Annotated in this window: 19 protein-coding genes; 6 read left to right on the plus strand and 13 right to left on the minus strand. The window is 65.2% G+C overall.

Features of this window, described 5'->3' with window-relative positions; translation table 11 throughout:
• The first annotated feature begins 37 nt into the window (after positions 1-37).
• Entirely contained in the window at positions 38-2,242 is a 2,205-nt protein-coding gene (locus ACVIHF_RS35325; protein ID WP_456793334.1) for a TonB-dependent receptor, read from the plus strand.
• 3 nt (positions 2,243-2,245) lie between these two features.
• Here the strand turns inward: ACVIHF_RS35325 and ACVIHF_RS35330 are convergent, their stop codons facing one another.
• Positions 2,246-3,127 carry a YiiX/YebB-like N1pC/P60 family cysteine hydrolase gene (locus ACVIHF_RS35330; protein WP_225163638.1) on the minus strand — a complete coding sequence of 294 codons (882 nt, stop codon included), beginning with the start codon at positions 3,125-3,127 and terminating at the stop codon, positions 2,246-2,248.
• A 198-nt stretch (positions 3,128-3,325) separates the two neighbouring features.
• Between ACVIHF_RS35330 and ACVIHF_RS35335 the strand changes: the two genes are divergently transcribed.
• Positions 3,326-4,735 (plus strand): flavin monoamine oxidase family protein, encoded by a 1,410-nt coding sequence (locus ACVIHF_RS35335; RefSeq protein ID WP_456793335.1) that lies wholly within the window; start codon positions 3,326-3,328, stop codon positions 4,733-4,735.
• A gap of 117 nt (positions 4,736-4,852) precedes the next feature.
• Here the strand turns inward: ACVIHF_RS35335 and ACVIHF_RS35340 are convergent, their stop codons facing one another.
• The 5 genes from ACVIHF_RS35340 to pheS form a co-directional block, all read right to left on the minus strand.
• Positions 4,853-5,794 (minus strand): IS110 family transposase, encoded by a 942-nt coding sequence (locus ACVIHF_RS35340; protein ID WP_456793336.1) that lies wholly within the window; start codon positions 5,792-5,794, stop codon positions 4,853-4,855.
• Positions 5,795-6,119: 325 nt separating this feature from the next.
• The gene (locus tag ACVIHF_RS35345) at positions 6,120-7,064 is read right to left on the minus strand and encodes an MBL fold metallo-hydrolase (RefSeq protein ID WP_253605766.1); all 945 of its coding nucleotides are present in this window, start codon (positions 7,062-7,064) and stop codon (positions 6,120-6,122) included.
• A gap of 35 nt (positions 7,065-7,099) precedes the next feature.
• On the minus strand, positions 7,100-7,876 hold the full coding sequence (locus tag ACVIHF_RS35350) for a sulfite exporter TauE/SafE family protein (RefSeq protein WP_050383477.1): 777 nt from the start codon (positions 7,874-7,876) through the stop codon (positions 7,100-7,102).
• Positions 7,877-8,091: 215 nt separating this feature from the next.
• Entirely contained in the window at positions 8,092-10,500 is a 2,409-nt protein-coding gene (gene pheT / locus ACVIHF_RS35355) for a phenylalanine--tRNA ligase subunit beta (RefSeq protein ID WP_456793337.1), read from the minus strand.
• Between the two features lie 85 nt (positions 10,501-10,585).
• A complete protein-coding gene (gene pheS, locus ACVIHF_RS35360) occupies positions 10,586-11,668 on the minus strand; it encodes a phenylalanine--tRNA ligase subunit alpha (protein ID WP_225161500.1) in 1,083 nt (360 codons plus the stop codon).
• Between the two features lie 207 nt (positions 11,669-11,875).
• On the opposite strand from pheS, the gene ACVIHF_RS35365 reads away from it, so the two are divergent.
• Entirely contained in the window at positions 11,876-12,286 is a 411-nt protein-coding gene (locus ACVIHF_RS35365; protein WP_057020377.1) for a hypothetical protein, read from the plus strand.
• A gap of 15 nt (positions 12,287-12,301) precedes the next feature.
• On the opposite strand, the gene rplT is transcribed toward ACVIHF_RS35365, so the two are convergent.
• The 3 genes from rplT to infC form a co-directional block, all read right to left on the minus strand.
• Positions 12,302-12,661: a 50S ribosomal protein L20 gene (rplT, locus tag ACVIHF_RS35370; RefSeq protein WP_018269297.1), complete on the minus strand. Its 360-nt coding sequence runs from the start codon at positions 12,659-12,661 to the stop codon at positions 12,302-12,304.
• Positions 12,662-12,735: 74 nt separating this feature from the next.
• Positions 12,736-12,936: a 50S ribosomal protein L35 gene (rpmI, locus tag ACVIHF_RS35375; RefSeq protein WP_008539890.1), complete on the minus strand. Its 201-nt coding sequence runs from the start codon at positions 12,934-12,936 to the stop codon at positions 12,736-12,738.
• 378 nt (positions 12,937-13,314) lie between these two features.
• The gene (gene infC / locus ACVIHF_RS35380) at positions 13,315-13,854 is read right to left on the minus strand and encodes a translation initiation factor IF-3 (protein ID WP_026192043.1); all 540 of its coding nucleotides are present in this window, start codon (positions 13,852-13,854) and stop codon (positions 13,315-13,317) included.
• 229 nt (positions 13,855-14,083) lie between these two features.
• Here infC and ACVIHF_RS35385 point away from each other — a divergent pair, with 229 nt between their 5' ends.
• Together ACVIHF_RS35385 and ACVIHF_RS35390 are read left to right on the plus strand one after the other, a co-directional pair.
• The gene (locus ACVIHF_RS35385; protein WP_253605772.1) at positions 14,084-14,878 is read left to right on the plus strand and encodes an alpha/beta hydrolase; all 795 of its coding nucleotides are present in this window, start codon (positions 14,084-14,086) and stop codon (positions 14,876-14,878) included.
• 178 nt (positions 14,879-15,056) lie between these two features.
• On the plus strand, positions 15,057-15,524 hold the full coding sequence (locus ACVIHF_RS35390) for a nuclear transport factor 2 family protein (RefSeq protein WP_253605773.1): 468 nt from the start codon (positions 15,057-15,059) through the stop codon (positions 15,522-15,524).
• A gap of 150 nt (positions 15,525-15,674) precedes the next feature.
• On the opposite strand, the gene ACVIHF_RS35395 is transcribed toward ACVIHF_RS35390, so the two are convergent.
• The 3 genes from ACVIHF_RS35395 to ACVIHF_RS35405 are packed head-to-tail and all read right to left on the minus strand — an operon-like array spanning position 15,675 to position 18,338.
• Positions 15,675-16,472, minus strand: coding sequence for an acyl-CoA thioesterase domain-containing protein (locus tag ACVIHF_RS35395; RefSeq protein ID WP_253605775.1), 798 nt, complete (start codon positions 16,470-16,472; stop codon positions 15,675-15,677).
• Between the two features lie 34 nt (positions 16,473-16,506).
• Complete coding sequence (queG, locus tag ACVIHF_RS35400) at positions 16,507-17,697, minus strand: tRNA epoxyqueuosine(34) reductase QueG (protein ID WP_456793338.1); 1,191 nt, start codon at positions 17,695-17,697, stop codon at positions 16,507-16,509.
• On the minus strand, positions 17,646-18,338 hold the full coding sequence (locus ACVIHF_RS35405) for a glutathione S-transferase family protein (protein WP_016839974.1): 693 nt from the start codon (positions 18,336-18,338) through the stop codon (positions 17,646-17,648). The genes queG and ACVIHF_RS35405 overlap by 52 nt, the downstream gene beginning before the upstream one ends.
• A gap of 263 nt (positions 18,339-18,601) precedes the next feature.
• Here ACVIHF_RS35405 and ACVIHF_RS35410 point away from each other — a divergent pair, with 263 nt between their 5' ends.
• Complete coding sequence (locus ACVIHF_RS35410) at positions 18,602-19,408, plus strand: undecaprenyl-diphosphate phosphatase (protein WP_028341730.1); 807 nt, start codon at positions 18,602-18,604, stop codon at positions 19,406-19,408.
• 299 nt (positions 19,409-19,707) lie between these two features.
• Here the strand turns inward: ACVIHF_RS35410 and ACVIHF_RS35415 are convergent, their stop codons facing one another.
• A complete protein-coding gene (locus ACVIHF_RS35415) occupies positions 19,708-20,679 on the minus strand; it encodes a complex I NDUFA9 subunit family protein (protein ID WP_456793340.1) in 972 nt (323 codons plus the stop codon).
• Positions 20,680-20,757: the final 78 nt, after the last annotated feature.

Here is a 20,757-nt window from a genome sequence, read left to right on the forward strand (position 1 = left end):
GCGTGACTGTAACAGGTATCATGCGGGGGCATGGGCGTTGCGTCGTACTGCATGGCGGATATTTCCCGCCGCCGCGTCCATTGCAGCATTTGCGCCGGCCGCCGAAGCGCAGACGGTCGCCACCGTGCCCGGCCAGTTGCCGCCGGTGACTGTGACGTCGCTGGACCAGGGGCCACCTAGGCACGCCAGACCGTCCCGGCGTCCGCGCCGTGTCGCCGGCGGCGGCCGCAAGCCCGCAGCGCTCCAACCGAGCCAGCCCACCGCTGCGAGCGACGGAATCACCGGCGGCTCGGCCACCGTGTCCGCGTCCGATCTGCAACCGACCGCCGCCAGCGCGCGGCAGATCAGCGGCGACGAGGTGAATGCGCGGCCGGTCTCGCGCGTCGGCGAAGTTCTGGAGGCGGTGCCAGGCCTGATCGTCACCCAGCATTCCGGCGAGGGCAAAGCCAATCAATATTTTCTGCGCGGCTTCAATCTCGATCACGGCACTGACCTCGCCATCACCGTCGACGGCATGCCGGTCAACATGCCGACCCATGGTCACGGCCAGGGCTATGCCGACATCAATTTCCTGATCCCGGAGCTGATCCGGTCGATGGACGTCCGCAAGGGTCCATACTACGCGGACAAGGGCGACTTCGCTTCCGCCGGCGCGGTCGACATCAATTATCTGAACGCACTGCCGAAGAGCATCGCCGAGCTGACGGGCGGCAGCTTCGGCTATCAGCGCGCGATGACAGCCAGCTCGGCCAAGGCCGGCGACGGCACGCTGCTCGCAGCCTTCGAGGCCAACAAATACAATGGCCCGTGGGACGTGCCCGATGACATTCGCAAGCTCAACAGCGTGCTGCGCTATAGCCAAGGCACGGCGACCGACGGTTTCTCGCTGACCGCGATGGCCTATTCCAATGGCTGGAACTCGACCGACCAGGTCGCGCAACGTGCGATCGACCAGGGCCTGATCGGCCGTTATGGCACGCTCGATCCGACCGATGGCGGCACCGCCAGCCGCTTCAGCCTGTCCGGCAATTGGGCGCAGTCCAGCGACTACGGGCAGAGCAAGCTCAACGCCTATGTGATCCGTTCGTCGCTGCAGCTCGACAACAACTTCACCTATTTCCTCGACGACCCCGTCAACGGTGACCAGTTCAGCCAGACCGACAGGCGCACCGTCTATGGCCTCGACGCCAGCCATGCCTTCGACCTTCGTTTCGCCGGCGTCGATACGCAGACCCGGGTCGGCGTGCAGACCCGCTACGACGACATCAATGTCGGCCTGTTCAAGACCGTGCAGCGCGAGATCCTGTCCACCGTGCGCAACGACCAGGTGCAGGAGGGCAGCGTCGCGCTGTGGGCCGATACCACCGCGCATTGGACCGACTGGCTGCGCACCACGGTCGGCATCCGCGAGGATTATTTCGCCGGCCATGTGCTGAGCGACACGCCGCAGAATTCCGGCAACGCCCAGGCGGCGATGACGAGCCCGAAGGCCGGCATCGTGCTCGGCCCCTGGTCCAGGACCGAGTTCTACGGCAATGCCGGCTTCGGCTTGCATTCCAACGACATCAGGGGCGCGACCATCACCGTCGATCCCAATGACAAGGTGACGCCGCTCGAGCGCGTGCCGCTGCTGGTGCGCTCGAAGGGCGCCGAGCTCGGCATCCGCACCAGGGCGATCGACGGCCTCACCTCGTCGCTCGCCGTGTTCGTGCTCGATTTCGATTCCGAGCTGCTGTTCGTCGGCGATGCCGGCACCACCGAGCCGAGCCGGCCGAGCCGGCGCGTCGGCGTCGAGTGGACCAACCAGTACAAGCTCTTGCCGTGGGTGAGCCTCGATTTCGACCTCGCCTATACCCGCGCCCGCTTCACGGATGTCGATCCGGCCGGCAATTTCATTCCGGGTGCGGCGGCACGGGTCGCCAGCGGCGGCGTCACCTTCGGCCGCGAGACCGGCTGGTTCGGCAGCCTGCGCGCCCGCTATTTCGGCCCGCGCCCGCTGATCGAGGATGACAGCGTGCGCTCGCTGTCGTCATTCATCGTCAACGCCCGCGCCGGCTACAAATTCGACAACGGGATGCGGCTGCAGCTCGACGTCCTCAATCTCTTCAACGCGCAGACCAACCAGATCGAATACTACTATCTGTCGCGGCTGCCGGGCGAGCCGATCGATGGCGTCGCCGACCGCCATGTGCATCCTGCCGAGCCGCTTGCCGTCCGGCTGACGCTTGCGGCAACATTCTGATCGTCACACCGGCGCGCGATTTTCTGCGGTCATTTCCGCAGCCGGAAGCGCCGTCTCTTCGTCAGTCGCTTCAGGAACAAGCGGCGGCGACTTACGTTCTGGAAACACACCGAATTCGCCCGCCACCTCCTGGAGCGGCTTCTGCTTGTCGGCCCAGTGCAGGGCCGTGTAGTCGAAACCGTGCACGATGGTGGGTTTGACGACTTCGAAATAGGGCGAGATGTCGAAGTCGCGCGGCATGTAGAGCGAGGAATCGCGGATATGCAGGATCTCGCGGCGCGCCTTGCGGCTGGCGGCGCGCGTGATCTTGGGCAGGATCGGATAGCGCACGGCGTCGAACGCCTGCGCGATCAGCGCCGAGCAGATGATCTTGGTCGGATCGCCGGAGCCGAACGCGATCATGCGGCGACGCCAGCGCTGCGGGATCGGCAGCGGAAACAGATAGCGCGCGAGATCGACGATGTTCTTGGTGTCGTAGCCGAAGCCGATGCGGTTGATGGCGTAGCGGCACACCGTGGTGCGGTCCTCGAACGACAGGCCGACCGGACGGCAGAGGCGGGTGTGGTAAGCGAGATATTTCGACAGCGGCGCGGAGGTCACGCCTTCGCCGATATTGGCCTCGATCAGCACATGCTGTTCGCCGTCAGGCTCGAACGCGCCGTCGATCGGCCCGACAAACAGCGCGGCGTGCGACCAGGTCGACTGCGTGAGGTATTTGATGATGCCGGAAATCCGGTTGTTGCCTTCGACCAGCAGCACGTCGCCGGGCTGCATGATGCTCCGCAGATGGTCCGGGTCGCTCGGCGTGAACGGCTCGTAACCGGGGACTTCCTTCTGCAGGTACCCCGCGATCCATTTACCGACGGTATCGAGCATTACGCCCATGGATTCCCCCAGCGGTTCTATGACCGCTTGTGTTTCACTTAATCATGGTCGCAAGCTGTTGCAATTTAGTTCATGCCATCGGCGGATCAATCATGATTGATTTACCATGATGGTTGCTGCGGTCGGTGAGATGCGGCACAGTTCGCGAAGCGTTCCCGTTCTCCGCAAGTCCCCGGAAACCATGCCAGAAGCTATGTCATGACAGTGACCCGCCGCGATTTCCTGTCGGCGTCCGCAGCTTTCGCGCTGGTGCCTGCGCTGGGCGGCCGGGCTCTTGCTGCGCAGCCGTCGCGCGAGGCCGACATCGTCGTGATCGGCGCGGGTGCCGCAGGCATCGCCGCGGCGCGACGGATCGTTGCCGCGAACCGCAAGGTGATCGTGGTGGAGGCGGCCGGCCAAGTCGGCGGTCGCTGCCAGACCGACGCATCGACATTCGGCGTGCCGTTCGACCGCGGCGCGCGCTGGATGCACAATCCCGAAACCAACCCGATGATCCGGCTGGCCCGCTCTGCAGGCCTCGACATCGTCACGGCGCCTGCGGGGCAGAAGATTCGCATCGGCCGGCGCTACGCCCGTCCCGGCGAGACCGAGGAGTTTTTGGCGGCGCTGGTGCGCGCCAATCGCGCGATCGACGACGCTGCGCGCAAGGCCGATATCGCCTGCGCCGCTGCGATGCCGAAGGACCTCGGCGATTGGGCCGGCACTGCGGAATTCCTGCTCGGGCCCAATTTCTGCGGCAAGGATCTGAAGGATCTTTCCGCCGTCGACAAGGTGCGCGCGCAGGATCGCAACACCGCGATCGCCTGCCGGCAGGGGCTCGGGGCGCTGATCGCAAAGCTCGGTGAGGGACTGCCGCTGGCGCTGTCGACGCCGGCGCAGCGTATCCTGTGGAGCAATCGCGACGTCATGGTCGAGACGCCCTCCGGCAAGATCACCGCGCGTGCCGCCATCGTCACGGTGTCGAGCAACGTGCTTGCAAGCGGCAACATCAAATTCGCGCCGGAGCTACCGAAGCGCGCGCTCGATGCCGCCGCCAAGCTCAGCCTCGGCAGCTACGATCGCATCGCGCTGCAGATCCCCGGCAATCCGCTCGGGCTGTCGCGCGATGACGTCATCATCGAGCAGAGCAATTCGACCAAGACGGCGCTGCTCTACGGCAATATCGCGGGCTCCTCGCTGTGTACGATCGACGTCGCAGGCTCGTTCGGCCGCGACCTGTCGGCGCAAGGCGAGCAGGCGATGTCGGCTTTCGCGGTGGAATGGCTGACCAAGCTCTATGGCAGCGAGGTCGGCGCCGCCGTCAAGAAGACCGGCGCGACGCGCTGGAATGCATCGCCCTTCATTCAAGGCGCGATGTCGGCCGCTGCACCCGGCGCACAATTCTCCCGCAGGATCCTGGCCGAGCCGATCGGCGCCATGTATCTCGCGGGCGAGGCCACGCATGAGACGCTGTGGGGCACGATCGACGGCGCCTGGGACAGCGGCGAGCGCGCCGCCGACGCCGCGTTGCGCAGGATCGGCGGGGCGAAGGAAGCGACACCGACGCCCGCTACGCCCGCCGCAAAACACAAGCGCCGCACGTCGCCTCGCTCCGGGGCGATGAATTGATGGCTGGGTGAGGTGACGGTTGAGGGCGGCCGGCCTTACCGCCGTGTGTGCGATGATTTGATTTGGTGGCGGGTGCTGCCGCACAACAGATGTCGTCCCTGCGAAAGCAGGCAACTGTTATGTTGGATTGGTCTGCAGGTACGGCTTTCGGTCTCGCATCATGGCATTGAGGACCGTCAACAGCTTCCTTGCGACGGCGATGAGGGCGAGTTTGGCTGGTTTTCCGGCCTGTCGCAGTCGTGCATAGAAGGCCTTGAACGGATCGGCCCTGCGAACTGCGTTGAGGGCCGCCATATAAAGGGCGTCACGAACGCGCTTTCGGCCGCCCGCAATCTTGCGCTTGCCGCGGAAGGCGCCGCTGTCGACGTTGAAGGGAGCAAGGCCTGCGAGCGCTGCGAGTTGTTTCGGTCCGACCCGCCCGAGTTCCGGCATCTGGGCGATGAGCTGCATGCAGGCCACCGGACCCACGCCGGGCAGCGAACGCATTAACTTCGCATCGTCCGCGATCTCCGCTTCGGCTTTAATCAAGGCGCCGATGTCGGCCTCGATCTCGGCGATCTCGCTGTCGAGGACCTCGATGAGGCGGCCAATGCGTTCGGCCATTGCGCGATCGTCGGCCTCGCTGCGCCGGTTCTTCTCCTGGGCGCGCATGAGGACCAGCTGATCCTGCCGTTTTGCAAGCCTCGCCAAGGCGCCCCGTGCAGGATCGGCGACCTGCTCGGGGGCGGGCTGCATGGCCCGCGCAAAGGCCGCCAGCATCCGCGCATCGATCGGATCGGTCTTGGCCAGCAGGCCGCTGGCCCGTGCAAAGTCGCGGGCACGGGCCGGGTTGATCCGTGCGAACTGGATCCCGGCCTGACGCAGCGCCTCGCGCAGCGCGAGGTCATAGATACCCGTCGCCTCGAAGACCACCAGCGCATCGCATTGCCAACGCGCCACCTGCTGTGTGATGGCCTGTGTCGCGTTGGCAATGCGCCTCGGCACGCCGTCAGCCTCATCAAAGATATCGAGGTGCTTCTTGGAGATGTCGATTCCGACGTAACGAAGAGCTATGGTCACGGTGCCTGTCCCTGTGATGCGAGGTCTGTTGGCGCAGCCTCGTGCAACTGTTCAGGTTGATAGATGGAACGGGCGGGAGACCGAGCCGGCTCACGGCGTCAAGCGCCAAGGACCCAACGGCTTCCCGCCCACCCACATCGTGACAGACTTCCAAGACACAGGGACCCATACGCCGCAGCAGATGTTGTGATCGGGACTCGTCGTTCCACTATCGTTCAGCAATAACCATTCGTGGTTATGGCTCCCTGAGTTCGCAGGGACGACACCGAGGATGTTGCGCAGCAGGTGGTCATGAATCCGCATTCTCGCGACATGATTTGTCCGATCACACCGGCAGCTTCAGCTCCATCAGATCCTTGGCCACCACGATGCGGCCGGAATAGTTCTTCTTCACGTCCCGCGTCCAGTCATCGTCGGTGACCTGCCGATCGTCGCCGGGGACGAAGTGACTGAGCACCAGCGTCTTCACGCCGGCGGCGGCTGCGATGCGGCCGACGTCCTCGGTCGAGGTGTGGCTGTCGAGCAGATGCTTCTTCAGTGTGGCGCCGTTCTTGGTCGTGGCAACCAGGCGATCGACCGCGGGGACGTAGAGACATTCGTGCACCAGCACGTCGACGCCCTTGGCAAATTCGGCGAGCTTCGGGTTGTAGGCCGTGTCGCTGGAGAACACGATGGTGCCGTCCGGGGTCTCGAACTTGTAGGCGAAGTTATCCGTGATCGGCGGGTGCGGCGTGCGGAACGCGGTCACGGTGACATCCGATGTCTTCAGCACCACGCCATCGTCGCTGATGTCTTTCGCGATCAGCAGCTTGCGCGGGTCCGGGCGGCCTTCGTCCTCGATCCGGGTCTCGACGTCGAACTTGTTCAGCTCCCAATATTCTTTGGTCATCGCCTCGATGCCCTTGGGGCCGAACGAATGGATCGGCGTCGAGAGGCCGGCCGCCCAGGCGTTGTAGAACAGATTGCCGTATTCCAGATTGTGATCGGAATGATGATGGCTGATGAAGATGTACTTGACCTGCGGGATCGGCACGCCCGCGCGCACGAGCTGGCGGCTGACGCCCATGCCGCAATCGATCACGAACGGGGTATCGTTGACGACGACGAGATTGGCGGGGTTCGAAGCGCCGTTGCCGACGCGCGGCCCGCCCTTGGTGCCGAGGAACACGATGCGGGTCCGCGCCTTGTCGGTTTGCGCGCGCACGCCCGGTGCCGCGAGCACGGCGGCGCTGCCGAGCGCCAGTTTCAATGCGTTGCGGCGATCGATCATCGGTGTCTCCCTGGTCTCGTTTGAATGCTGCGACCCTAGCCGCCGCGCAGGATGCCATCAAGCGCCGGCAGGCCGACGATGACGGCAGCCGCGATCAGCGCGTAGCAGATCGCGCGAAACACTTTTTCGCTCGCCTTGCCGAACAGCGCGGCGCCGAACCAGACGCCGATGCCGTAGATCGGGCCGACGATCAGCGAGAACTTGACCGATTCGATCGTGATCAAGCCGGTGAACCAGTAGCTGACCAGCGAGAAGAAGTCCGAGGCACCGAAGAACAGCACGATATTGGCGCGCGAGATCACTGACGAGATCGGGCGGCCCAGCCAGTAGGCGACAATCGGCGGGCCGCCGGTCTGCGCGAGGCCGCTGCAGAAGCCGGAGAGGCCGCCGACGCCGACGGAGAGGGCGACGTGCTCCTTGCCGTGGTAGCGCCAGCCCGACAGCAGCAGTGCGAGCAGCGCCGCGACGAAGCAGGAGATGATCCAGCGCGTCGTGACAGGCTCGAGCACGGTCAGGAAATAGGTGCCGATGGGAACGCCGACCAGCGCACCGGCGACCATGACCGCGGTCGCCTTGCGGTCGGCATGGGTCCACGCATTCGGCAGCAGCGGCGTGGCGGCGATGAAGTCGATGACGAGCAGTAGCGCCGCCACCAGCCGCGGCGCCGCGACGCTGCTCGCGAGCGGCATGAAGATCAGCGCGGAGCCGAAGCCCGAGAAGCCGCGCGCCGTGCCCGACACGAACGCGATCGCGCAGATCGCGAGCGCGATGCTGGTCGAGATGTCGGAGGGGATCAGGCTGAAGGAGGTCATGAAAGGATAACGAGATTCGACTAGCTGGCTGGCAACTCAAAGCGCCCCTACTCAGACCCGTCATCCCCGCGCAAAGGCTTCGCCTTTGTCGCTGGAGGTGCGAGCAGAGCGAGCCTCGAAGGATGCACGGCCACAGGCGGGGCCGTCGACCCTTCGAGACGGCCGCTACGCGGCCTCCTCAGGGTGACGGTGCAATAGACCGCCTGTGGTTCACATCACCCCCGCAACGTGCCGCCGGTCTTCTTGGTCACCTCGGCGACGACCTTGGCCGCGACGGCGTCGATCTCCTGGTCAGTCATGGTCTTCTCGCGCGGCTGGATCGTTACCGCGATCGCGATCGACTTCTTGTCGGGGTCGATGCCCTTGCCTTCGTAGACGTCGAACACGGTCACATCGGTGATCAGCTTCTTGTCGACATTCTGCGCCGCGCGGACGATGTCGCCCGCCTTGACGCTGCGATCGACGATGAAGGCGAAGTCGCGCGACACCGGCTGGAATGCCGAGAGCTCCAGCACCGGCTTGGCGCGCGTCGCCCGCTGCTTGCCTTGCGGGATGCGCTCGAGGATCACCTCGAACACGATTATCGGGCCGTCGGCGCCGAGCGCCTCGGCCGCACGCGGATGCAGCTCGCCGAAAGTGCCGAGCACGTTCTGCGGGCCGATCTGGATGGTGCCGGAGCGTCCCGGATGCAGCCAGGCCGGACCGCCGGGGACGATCTGCAGCGCCTGCATCGGCGCGCCGGCGGCCGCCAGCACGGCGAAGGCGTCGGCCTTGGCATCCATCGCATCCGCCACAGCCGAGCCGGTCCAGTGCCGCCCGATCCCCTTCGCCGAGGCGAAGCCATGGCGCACGCCGGAGGCGGCCACGAGCTGGTCCTCCGGGCGGTCGCCGCGGAACACCTGGCCGACCTCGAACAGCGCCACATCGGGATAGCCGCGGTTGATGTTGGCCTGAACCGCCGCAACGAGGCCCGGCAGCAGGCTCGGCCGCATGTCGGAGAGATCGGCCGCGATCGGGTTGGCGAGCACGAGCTCGCTCTGGCCGCCGCCGAACAGTTTTGCCGCGTCATTGGTGATGAACGACCAGGTCACGGCTTCCACCATGCCGCGCACGCCGAGCGCGCGCTTGGCACGGCGGGTGCGCAGCTGCATCGGCGTCAGCACCGGCTTGCGCGGCTCCTCGCCGCGCTCGAACGGCGTCATCGGCACCTTGTCGACGCCGACGATGCGCACGATCTCCTCGACGATGTCGGCCTTGCCGTGCACGTCGGTGCGCCAGGACGGGATCGCGATCTTCACCACGGGGCCGTTGCCGGCCAGCATGAAGCCGAGCCGGGTGAGGATCAGCTTCACCTCGACCAGCGGCACCTCGATGCCGGCGAGGCGCTTCACTTCACTGAGCGGGAAGTCGATGACGCGATCCTCGCCGAACTGCTTGCCGACCACGACGTTCTCGGACGGCGTGCCGCCGCACAGCGCCAGCACCAGTTTGGTCGCGAGCTCGAGCCCGGGCACCATGAAGGCCGGATCGACGCCGCGCTCGAAGCGATAGCGCGCGTCCGAATTGATGCCGAGCTTGCGGCCGGTCTGCGCGATGTTGATCTCGTTCCAGAGCGCCGATTCGATCAGCACGTCGGTGGTGTTGTCGTCGCAGCCCGAGGCTTCGCCGCCCATGATGCCGGCGAGCGATTCGACGCCGTGCTCGTCGGCGATCACGCAGATGTTGCTGTCGAGCGTATAGGTGCGGCCGTCGAGCGCGAGCAGCGTCTCGCCGTCCTTGGCGCGGCGGACGGTGAGGTTGCCCTGCACCTTCCTGGCGTCGAACACGTGCAGCGGGCGGGCGCGGTCGTAGGTCATGAAGTTGGTGATGTCGACCAGCGCGTTGATCGGGCGCAGCCCGATCGAGGTCAGCCGCTTCTGCAGCCATTCCGGCGACGGGCCGTTCTTCACGCCGCGCACCAGCCGCAGCGCGAAGCCCGGACACAGCGTGGCGTCTTCCACCTTCACCTCGACCGGGCAGGGGAATTCGCCCTTGATCGGCCTGATGCCGGGGTCTTTGAACTTGCCCATGTCGGCGGCGGACAGATCGCGCGCGATGCCGTGCACGCCGGTGCAGTCCTGCCGGTTCGGCGTCAAATTGATCTCGATGGTGGGATCGCCGAGCCCGGCCCAGTCGGCATAGCCCTTGCCGAGCGGCGCGTCCGCCGGCAGCTCCATGATGCCGTCGTGATCCTCGGAGATCTGCAATTCCGCCGCCGAGCACAGCATGCCGCGGCTCTCGACGCCTCTGATAGTGCCGACGCCGAGGGTGATGTTCTTGCCGGGGATGTAGGTGCCGGGCGGCGAGAACACGCTGATCAGCCCGGCACGCGCATTCGGCGCGCCGCAGACCACCTGCACCGGCGCGCCGCCGTCGCCGGTGTCGACCATGCAGACACGCAGCCGGTCGGCATTCGGATGCTGCTCGGCCGAGATCACACGCGCGATGGTGAACGGCGCCAGCGCCTTCGCCTTGTCCTCGATGTTCTCGACCTCGAGCCCGATCATGGTGAGCTTGTCAGCGAGCTTGTCGAGCGGCTCGTCGGTCTCGAGATGTTCCTTCAGCCAGGAGAGGGTGAACTTCATGACGATGACTTCTCCAGTCCCCTCTCCCGCTTGCGGGGGAGGGTTAGGGTGGCGGCTTTCTTCACGATGGGACCGAAGGCAAGATTCACGAACTCAAGCCCCCCGCGATCGACGGGATGTCGAGCGGCTTGAAGCCGTAGTGGCTGAGCCAGCGCACGTCGCTGTCGAACAATTGGCGCAGGTCGGCGATGCCGTATTTCAGCATCGCGATGCGGTCGATGCCCATGCCCCAGGCAAAACCCTGGTAGACGTCGGGATCGAGGCCGCAGGCGCGCAGCACGTTGGGGTGCACCATGCCGCAGCCGAGAATCTCCAGCCAGTCCTCGCCCTCGCCGAAGCGGATCTCGCCCTTGTCGCGGCGGCACTGGATGTCGACCTCGAGCGACGGCTCGGTGAACGGGAAGAACGACGGCCGGAACCGCATGTTGATGTGGTCGACCTCGAAGAACGCCTTGCAGAACTCGTGCAGGATCCATTTGAGGTGGCCGAGATGCGAGCCCTTGTCGATCACCAGGCCCTCGACCTGGTGGAATTGCGGTGTGTGCGTCGCATCCGAATCGATGCGATAGGTGCGGCCCGGGCAGATCACGCGGATCGGCGGCTGCTGGGTCAGCATGGTGCGCACCTGCACCGGCGAAGTGTGGGTCCGCAGCAGCATGCGCGAGCCGTCCTCCTTCGGGTTGAAGAAGAAGGTGTCGTGCATCTCGCGCGCCGGATGGCCTTCGGGGAAGTTCAGCTTGGTGAAGTTGTAGTCGTCGGTTTCGATGTCGGGACCTTCGGCGACCGCAAAGCCCATGTCGGCGAAGATCGTGGTGAGCTCGTCCCAGACCTGGCTCAGCGGATGGATGCGGCCGGTCTCCGCCGGCGCCTCGCGCAGCGGCAGCGTGACGTCGATGGTCTCGGCGGCGAGGCGCGCATCGAGCGCGGCCGCTTTCAGCACGTCGCGCCTGGCCGCGAGCGCCTGCGTCACCGCATCCTTGGCGAGGTTGATCTTGGCGCCTTCGGTCTTGCGCTCGTCCGGCGACATCTTGCCGAGGGTGGCGAGCAAGGCCGAGATCGAGCCCTTCTTGCCGAGCGCCGAGACGCGGACCGCCTCGAGGGCGGCCTCGTCAGCGGCTGAGGCGATCTGGTCGAGGATGGATTGTTCGAGCGTTGCGAGGTCGGACACGGTCAATTCCTGCGCTTGAGCGGAGCATGATCCGGTGGGAAGAACCGCTGCCCGAACCGGTACCATGCGCCAAAATTCGGCTGGGTTGTCGCCGCCCGAAGGCGGTAACGTCAAGCAAAAAGCCGGTCATTTCGGGCCGATGGCCGGCAGCATTGAACCCCGCGCGGAGGCCGGGCTACCCAAGGGGAGTTCAAGGAGGCCCACGCGATGTTGCTGCGATCTTGCCTGGCCGTGCCGGCGGTGCTGTTGATGCTCACCACGGCGCATGCCGCGACCGAGGAATGTCCCGCCAAATCGACCCAGATGGACGACATCATCGCGGAGCTTCAGAAGGCGCCGAGCTGCAACCGCGCGATGAAGATCTTCGAGGCGTGCGAATACGGCGCCAGCGGAGACGTCCAGTTCGGCGCCGTGGTCGAGAAGAGGTGCGAGGGGGACTTCCTGTCCGGCCTCGGAGCGTCGCAGAAGAAGGCCTATGCCGGCCAGCTCAAGCGCTGCGACCACAAATACGACCACGAAAGCGGCACCATGTACCGCTCGTTCACGGCGTTCTGCCGGGCGATCGTCGCCCAGCGCTATTCGCAGAAGGCGCTGAAGGCGGGCCCCAAATCGCGTTAGGGCCGCCCGCCAGGATCAGGCGGCCAGCGCGGCCTTGGCCTTCTCGGCGATCGCCTGGAACGCAACCGGCTCGTGGATCGCGAGATCCGACAGCACCTTGCGGTCGACGACGACGCCCGACTTGGAGAGGCCGTTGATAAACACGCTGTAGGTCATGCCGAACGGACGGACCGCGGCGTTGATGCGCTGGATCCAGAGCGCGCGGAAGGTGCGCTTCTTGCGCTTGCGGTCGCGGAAGGCGTACTGGCCGGCCTTTTCGACGGCCTGCTTGGCGACGCGGATGGTGTTCTTGCGGCGGCCGTAATAGCCCTTGGCGGCCTTGTAGACTTTCTTGTGCTTGGCGTGAGCGGTCACACCGCGTTTGACGCGAGACATGACGGAAATCCTTGATCTGGAAGAGGTGACGGGGCGCCGCGCAGTCGCGGCGAGGGTTCAAGCGATCGGTGCGATCAGGCGTTCGGCAAGAAGTACTTCTTGACGTTGTCGCCGTCGGTCTTGAACAGCACGCGGGTGCCGCGGAGCTGACGGATCTGCTTCTTCGTCCGCTTGATCATGCCGTGGCGCTTGCCGCGCTGGGCGTGCATGACTTTGCCAGTGGCGGTCACCTTGAAGCGCTTTTTAGCGCCCGACTTGGTCTTCAACTTGGGCATTTGGCTCTCCTGTCGCACAGCACGAAAATCGCCCCGAGAGGCGTCCGGCCGGCTAAAATGCTCGTTAGAGCGTTGAAAGTGCTAAGGTTTTTTCCGAATTGAAAGAACCTGCACCAGACGTCGCCACGGCAGCCCTTGATCAGCCGGGCGGCGAAGGCCCGGCTTATGACAGAGGATCGGCGGTTTTGCAACGTTTCAGGCGGGGAATCGGGGCTGGAACCCGGTAGCCCGGATGGAGCGCAGCGCAATCCGGGGCAGGTCGCGCCGCGGACGGACCGGCCCCCGGATTGCGCTGCGCTCCATCCGGGCTACGGAAACGAAACAGCCCGCCAGATCGCCTGACGGGCCATTTCATTTCAACAAAGCGACAAATTCGAACTAGCGCGGCGCCAGCACCATCACGACCTGGCGGCCCTCGAACTTCGCGTCCTGCTCGACCTTGGCGAATTCGGCGACGTCGGCCTTCACCTTGTCCAGCAGCTTGGTGCCGATCTCCTGGTGCGCCATCTCACGACCGCGGTAGCGCAAGGTGATCTTGACCTTGTCGCCTTCCTCGAAGAAGCGCTGCATCGCGCGCATCTTCACGTCATAGTCGTGATCGTCGATCATCGGGCGGAGCTTGATCTCCTTGATCTCGACGACCTTCTGCTTCTTGCGAGCTTCGGCAGCCTTCTTCTGCGCGGAATACTTGTACTTCCCGTAGTCCATGATCTTGCAGACGGGAGGGCTGGTATTCGGCGAAATCTCGACGAGATCCATGCCGGCTTCCATGGCCATCTTGATGGCCACCATGGTTTCGACGGTGCCCTGATTGACACCCTCCGCATCGATCAGCTGGATCTGTGCGTTGCGAATCTCGTCATTGGTGCGCGGCCCTTCTTTGGCGACTGTGGGCGGGGCTCTATTGGGACGGCGAATGGGTAACTCTCCAAAGTTGTGAAAGGGAAGGCCGATATTTTGAAGCAAGATGCTGCAACGGGCAAGCGAACTCGCTTCTTTAAGCGGCAAAACCGCCAATTGCGAGGCATTTTGGCCACGCCCGGCACATATAGCGGGCGCGTCTGCTCCGCAAGGCGGGGGTCGCAGCCGTTGACCGGTGCCGCGCGACAATTGAAAAGCAGATGTCTGACACGCGAGTGACCGAACCATGAGCCAAACCGCCGCATCGGAACAGGAACCTGCCTTCATCGAGGTCGGCGAGGGCAGCGAGGCGCGCCGGATCGCGGTGCGGGCCCGTGCCGGCAGCAATCCCGGGCTGTTCTGGCTCGGCGGCTTCAAGTCCGACATGGCCGGCACCAAGGCGCTCGCGCTCGATGCGTGGGCGGCCGAGCACGGCCGCGGCTGCGTCAGGTTCGACTATTCCGGCCACGGCGAATCCGGCGGCGATTTCGCCGACGGCACCATCGGCCGCTGGCTCGAGGAGAGCGTGGCCGTGTTCTCGCAGTTCTGCAGTGGGCCGCAGGTCGTGATCGGGTCCTCGATGGGCGGCTGGATGGCGCTGCTGCTTGCGCGCGAGATCATGCGGCGCGGGAACGCGAAAGCACAGCTCGCCGGCCTCGTGCTGATCGCGCCGGCGCCCGACTTCACCGAGGAACTGATGTGGAAGGCCTTCTCGCCGGAGGTCCGCGCCGAGATCGAGGCCAAGGGTATGTGGCTGCGTCCGTCCGAATATGGCGACGGCACGCCCTATCCGATCACCCGCAACCTGATCGAAGAGGGCCGCAATCATTTGCTGCTCGGAAGCAAGATCGACGTCGGCTGCCCGGTGCGCATCCTGCAGGGCGCGCAGGATCCCGACGTGCCGTGGAAGCACGCCTTCGCGCTGGTGCACCGCCTGCCGGCCGAGGACGTCGTGCTCACCATGATCCAGGACGGCGACCATCGCTTGTCGCGTCCGCAGGACATCGCCCGCATCATCGCCGCGGTGGCGGAGATCGGCTAAGCTTTTTTCCTTCTCCCCTTGTGGGAGAAAGTGGCGCGGACGATGTCCGCGCCGGATGAGGGGTTCTCTCCGCGGACACAGACCCCTCACCCGTCTCGAATGAGCTCTCGCTCATTCGATCCACCCTCTCCCACAAGGGGAGAGGGAAGAAGAAGCGAGGAGCCGGGAGAGAATACCAATGGACACCACGACAATGCTGCGCGCGTTCTGCGACGCGGTCGAACAGCGCAACGGCAAGGCCTTTGCAAATCTCTTCACCGAGGACGGCGTCTATCACGACGTGTTTTACGGTGCCTTCAAGGGCCACGGCAAAATCGCCGAGATGATCGACGACTGGTTCTACCGGACCGCGACCGATTTCCGCTGGGTGATGCATGATCCCGTGAGCGATGGCACGACGCTCTACGCGCGCTACACGTTCAGCTACCGCTCGACCTTGCCGGAAGCCAAGGGCGCGCGTGCGATGTTCGAGGGCGTCGCGATCATGCGGCTGCGCGACGGCAAGATCACGGAGTACCACGAGGTCGCCAACACCGCGCCGGCCTTCGTCGATTTGAACTTCGCGCCGGAGCGGATCGCCAAGATCGTCGGCAAGCAGGGCGCGGAGCTGAAAGCGCGGCCGGAGATGCAGCGGCATCTGGCTTAGTCTAAGCCTCAATCCCCCCGTCGTCATTCCGGGGCGCGCGAAGCGCGAACCCGGAATCCATTTCTCCGTTGGTCTTTACGGCCCGATGGATTCCGGGTTCGATGCTGCGCATCGCCCTCAGGTGCGCAATTGCGCACCGGGGAATGACAATCATGGCGGTGGCGGATTGGTCATCGGCTTGCGCTGGGCGAGCGCCGCCACCGTGGAGGTGCCGATCGGACCCTTCTCGTCATAGAGCCAGCATTCGCCGATCGCGATGCCGTCGGTGGCGTGATGGTTGACGACCTCGAAGCCGATCCAGTTGGTCACCGGCAAGCGATGCAGATAGATCGTGACGTCGCTGTTGATGTAGCCGAGCCCCTGGTCGCCGGCATTGGCGAAGGGGCTGGCGAAATCCGCGCCGGTCGCGACATGGACGAACGGCGTCATCTTCACGCCCGCGACGAGCTCGCGCACCTCGCTCATCCAGAGCCGGCGCTCGCCGAGCGAGCCCATATGGCCGACGATCGGCCGCGTCTCCCATTTGCCGTTCATGCCGAGCCTCGGATCGGTCGGCTTCGGAATGTCCGATGGCGCCGGCACCTGCCAGTTCGGCGGCGACCACACATTGCCGGGCGCATTTTCCGTCCTGCGCAACAATTGGCAGGAGGCGCGCGCCATGCTGGTGCCACCGGAGACAAACTCGGCCTCGATCATCTTGATGCGCATGCCGTCGCGCACGAGCCTTGTCGTCACCTCGATCGGCGTCGTGATGTTGGGCAGCCGGAACATGTCGATTGTCAGCCGCGCCGGGACGAACTCGTCGGAGCCGTGGCGTTCCTCGATGACGAAGGCGAGCAGGCCGATCACGACGCGGCCGTGCAGGGATTCCGGACTCCACGGTCCGTTCGCAACGGATGTCGGCATGAAGCCGTCGCCGTGCCTGGTGAAGAAGGGCTGGTTTGTCATGGCGTACGACCATGACGGGAATGGCGCGATGAAATCAAGAGGCGGTGGCCGCGCGCCACTCCTGCTGCACGGTGACGTCAGGCTCGCCGCCGGCGCGCGACGCCAGCGCCGCGAACGCATCGCGCGTGATCAGCTGCGACAGCGCCCACACCGCGGCGCCGCGTACCAGCGGGCTCGCGTCGTCGAGCAAACGCCGCGCTTCGCCGACAAGGCTTGCGTCACCGGAGTTGCCGATCGCGATCAGCACATTGCGGATGAAGCGGTCGCGGCCGATGCGCTTGACCGGCGACTTTGTGAACAGCGCGCGGAATGCGGCATCATCGAGCCGCGCGAGATCGGCGAGCGCGGGCGCCCGCAACGCATCGCGCGCGGCAAGCTTCTGCTCGCGCCCCGCTTGCGCGAACTTGTTCCACGGACACACCGCGAGGCAATCGTCGCAGCCATAGATGCGGTTGCCGATATTCTTGCGGAATTCGTGCGGGATCGGACCCTTGTTCTCGATCGTCAGATACGAGATGCAGCGCCGCGCATCGAGCTTGTAGGGCGCGGGAAACGCCGCGGTCGGACAGATGTCCTGGCAGGCGCGGCAGCTGCCGCAATGATCGGCCTCGGCATCATCGCGCGGCAGCTCGGTGGCGGAATAGATCGCGCCGAGAAACAGCCACGAGCCGAATTCGCGCGACACGAGGTTGGTGTGCTTGCCCTGCCAGCCGATGCCGGCGGCCTGGGCGAGCGGCTTCTCCATCACTGCTGCGGTGTCGACGAACACCTTCACCTCATCGCCGGTGATCGTGGCGAGCCAGCGCGCCAGGACCTTCAGCCGCCTCTTGATCACGTCGTGATAGTCGTCGCCCTGCGCATAGACCGAGATCGCGCCACGCGACCGGCGCGCGAGGATGTCGAGCGGGTCGTCGTGGGGCCCGTAATTGACGCCGAGCATGATGATCGAGCGCACGCCGCCCCACAGCGCGCGCGGATCGGCGCGCCGCTCCGGATTGGCCGCGAGCCAGTCCATGTCGCCATGGCCGCCGGAGCCGAGGAATTCGAGGAAATATTTTCCGGCCTCGCTGGTCGCGTCAGGCGCGGTGAAGCCGACGGCGTCGAAGCCGAGCGCATGCGCCTCGCGCTGAAGCGCTGCCTTGAGATCGGAAGGGGAGAGCCTGACCGCCGGGTTCAGAAGTCGAGGTCCACATAGGTGCGCGACGCCGGCACCCCCGCCAGCCATTCGCTGAGCAGCGGGCGGAACGACGGGCGGGACTTCACCCGCGCGTACCACGACTTTGCCGCGTCGTCCTCGCTCCATGGCACGTCGCCTAGATAGTCGATCGCCGAGAGATGCGCCGCGGCGGCGAGATCCGCGTAGGTCAGGCGGTCGCCGGCGAGATAGTTCCGCGTCTTCGCCAGCCAGCCGATATAGCTTAGATGATAGCGCACATTGACCTTGGCGGCGCGCATGATGTCGGGCGCCGGCGGGCCGCCGCCATTGTCCTCGCTCATGAAGCGCTTGTAGATCCGCTCGGTCACCAGCGGGTTCGAGGCTTCCTCGAAGAACTTTTCGTTGAACCACGCCATCAGCCGACGCACCTCGACGCGCTCGGCCGTCGATGTCGGCAACAGCCGCCGATCGCCGGCATCGAGGCCATGCGCCTCGTCAACATATTCGGCGATCACAGGCGCACCCGGGATCGGCGGAAAGCCCTCGGCGATCAGCACCGGTGTGGTGGCCGCCGGATTGAGCGCCAGGAACGCCTCGCGCCGTTCCCACACCCGTTCCTCCACAAGGCGCAAATCGAGCCCATACTCGCCGAGCACGAGCCGAATGAAGCGCGAATGCGGACAGAACGGATGGTGATACAGCGTATACATGAAGCCCTTGGTAGTTTCGTGGCGCTTAAGAAATCATCAACCTGTGCGGCCTGGACCTGTGCTTTGGCCAGACCAGTTCCGGTCGTCTCTATGTCGCGTCAGCACGCAAACCGGTAGCCACCCCCGCAGATGGTGCGGGTCACAAAAACGCTATAGCTCAGCAAATCGGCCGGGTAACCCATTGTTTGACGATTTTTTGCGATTGCGGCCAATGTGCGAATAAGCGAGAAGAATCCCGTTTTCCACACAGGGCAGGCCACAACATGATGACGGATATGCTGCGGGCGGTGATTCTCGGCATCATCGAGGGCGTCACGGAGTTCCTGCCGGTCTCCTCGACAGGCCACCTGCTGCTTGCGGAGCGCTTCTTCAATCTGGGCGAAGGCAATTTCTGGAAGAGCTTTGCGATCCTGATCCAGCTCGGAGCGATCCTCGCGATCCTCGCGCTCTACTTCGTCAAATTGTGGCGCGTGGCGCTTGGCATGTTCACCAATCCCGACGACCGCCGCTTCGTGATCGGCGTGCTGGTGGCGTTCCTGCCCGCGGTCGTGATCGGCCTGATCGCCGGCAAATACATCAAGGAGTTCCTGTTCAATCCGTGGGTGGTCTGCTTCACGCTGATCGTCGGCGGCGCCGTGCTGCTGTGGGTCGATCAGCTCGATCTCAAAGTCTACGAGGACGATGCGACGCGCTTCCCGCTGCTGATGTATTTCTGGATCGGCGTCGCGCAGTGCCTGGCGATGATTCCCGGCGTGTCGCGCTCGGGGGCCAGCATCGTCGCGGCGATGCTGCTCGGCGCCGACAAGCGCTCGGCGGCGGAGTTCTCGTTCTTCCTCGCGATCCCGACCATGGTCGGCGCGTTCGCCTATGATTTCTACAAGAACCGGGCCGACTTCACCTCCGACAATCTCAGCGTCATCGCGGTCGGCTTCGTGGTGTCGTTCATCACGGCGATGATCGTGGTGCGGGCCTTCCTCAACTTCGTCACCCGCCGCGGCTTCACCTTCTTCGCCTGGTGGCGCGTGATCGTCGGCACGCTCGGCCTGATCGCGCTGGCGATGGGACGGTAAGGCGCGACGGACACCATCCCATCACCGTCACCCTGAGGAGGCCGCAAAGCGGCCGTCTCGAAGGGCGACGGCCCCGATCTCGGCCGTTCATCCTTCGAGGCTCGCTCAGCGGCGCAATTGCGCCGCAAGGCTCGCACCTCCAGCGACAAAGGCAAAGCCTTTGCGCGGGGATGACGGGGAAGGGCTTGGTAGCGTGGGAAAAACGTAGTGGTGCCGTGCCGGCTCGCGCGGAGCCTGTCATCGGGCGCGCGTTCGCGCGACCCGTTGGCTTCGCCGGGACGACAGGTGGAGAGAGCTGCCTACGCGCTCTTCTTCTGGAACTGACCCGTCGCGCGGAAGCGCCAGAGATATTGCGGGGCGATCGCTTCCATCGAATCCGGCGAGATGCCGAGGCCTGCGAAGGTCAGGCCGGCGGCCTTGGCGGCGTCGGACACCACATTGTCCGAACGCAGCATCTCGACCTGGTCCGGCGTCAGCGTGAACGGCCCCGGCGCGAACTGTAGGAAGTACGACTGGAACTTGGCGAGGCCGAACGGCAGCGGCGCCAGCATGCGATCGCGCTGGGTGATCTTGAGGATGATCTGCATGACCTCGCGCATGGTCAGCACTTCCGGCCCGCCGAGCTCGTAAGCTGCGCCCTGCTTCGCCTTGCCGTCCACGGCATGGACCACTGCATCCGCGACGTCGCCGACATAGGCCGGCTGCACCGTGTTGACCCCGCCGCCGACCAGCGGCAGCACCGGTGACATCCGCGCCAGCGCCGCAAAGCGGTTGGTGAACTGATCCTCGGGCCCGAACAGCAGCGACGGTCGCATGATGGTGGCCGACGGCAAGGCCGCCAGCACCGCCGCCTCGCCCTCCGCCTTGGCGCGGAAATAGCTCGAGGCCGAATCCGCGTCGGCCCCGATCGCCGAGACGTGGACCATCCGCCCGCCGGCCGCGGCCGCCGCCGCCTTGGCGATGGTCTCGGCGCCCTTCACCTGCACGGCATCGAAGCTCTGCCCGCCGCCCTCGGCCAGGATGCCGACCAGGTTGATGGCGATATGCGAATCACGCATCGCCGCCTCGACCGAGGCCGGGTAGCGCACATTGGCCTGGACGGCATGGATCTGCCCGACCCGGCCGAGCGGCTGCAGATGGCCGGCCAGCTCGGGCCGCCGCACCGCGACTCGGACGCGGTAATCGCGCTTGCAGAGCGCCCGGACCACGTTCCGCCCCAGAAAACCCGATCCGCCGAAGACCGTGACCAGCGTGTCCAGGTTCGATGCCATGGGGTGATTCCTGTGGGATTCGAGAGCGATTGACGTATGTTAACCGTGTGGCGATACGCCATCGGCCTTATCCTGTAC

The organism is Bradyrhizobium sp. USDA 4506 (assembly GCF_054058795.1).

What these genes read in the sequence shown, in the direction of transcription:
- ACVIHF_RS35330 (WP_225163638.1), bottom strand. Translation starts at nt 3,127, where the DNA reads ATGGGCGTAATGCTCGATACCGTCGGTAAATGGATCGCGGGGTACCTG.
- ACVIHF_RS35335 (WP_456793335.1), top strand. Translation starts at nt 3,326, where the DNA reads ATGACAGTGACCCGCCGCGATTTCCTGTCGGCGTCCGCAGCTTTCGCG.
- ACVIHF_RS35345 (WP_253605766.1), bottom strand. Translation starts at nt 7,064, where the DNA reads ATGATCGATCGCCGCAACGCATTGAAACTGGCGCTCGGCAGCGCCGCC.
- ACVIHF_RS35350 (WP_050383477.1), bottom strand. Translation starts at nt 7,876, where the DNA reads ATGACCTCCTTCAGCCTGATCCCCTCCGACATCTCGACCAGCATCGCG.
- pheT (WP_456793337.1), bottom strand. Translation starts at nt 10,500, where the DNA reads ATGAAGTTCACCCTCTCCTGGCTGAAGGAACATCTCGAGACCGACGAG.
- ACVIHF_RS35365 (WP_057020377.1), top strand. Translation starts at nt 11,876, where the DNA reads ATGTTGCTGCGATCTTGCCTGGCCGTGCCGGCGGTGCTGTTGATGCTC.
- rplT (WP_018269297.1), bottom strand. Translation starts at nt 12,661, where the DNA reads ATGTCTCGCGTCAAACGCGGTGTGACCGCTCACGCCAAGCACAAGAAA.
- rpmI (WP_008539890.1), bottom strand. Translation starts at nt 12,936, where the DNA reads ATGCCCAAGTTGAAGACCAAGTCGGGCGCTAAAAAGCGCTTCAAGGTG.
- ACVIHF_RS35385 (WP_253605772.1), top strand. Translation starts at nt 14,084, where the DNA reads ATGAGCCAAACCGCCGCATCGGAACAGGAACCTGCCTTCATCGAGGTC.
- ACVIHF_RS35390 (WP_253605773.1), top strand. Translation starts at nt 15,057, where the DNA reads ATGGACACCACGACAATGCTGCGCGCGTTCTGCGACGCGGTCGAACAG.
- ACVIHF_RS35395 (WP_253605775.1), bottom strand. Translation starts at nt 16,472, where the DNA reads ATGACAAACCAGCCCTTCTTCACCAGGCACGGCGACGGCTTCATGCCG.
- queG (WP_456793338.1), bottom strand. Translation starts at nt 17,697, where the DNA reads ATGGCTGGCGGGGGTGCCGGCGTCGCGCACCTATGTGGACCTCGACTT.
- ACVIHF_RS35405 (WP_016839974.1), bottom strand. Translation starts at nt 18,338, where the DNA reads ATGTATACGCTGTATCACCATCCGTTCTGTCCGCATTCGCGCTTCATT.
- ACVIHF_RS35410 (WP_028341730.1), top strand. Translation starts at nt 18,602, where the DNA reads ATGATGACGGATATGCTGCGGGCGGTGATTCTCGGCATCATCGAGGGC.
- ACVIHF_RS35415 (WP_456793340.1), bottom strand. Translation starts at nt 20,679, where the DNA reads ATGGCATCGAACCTGGACACGCTGGTCACGGTCTTCGGCGGATCGGGT.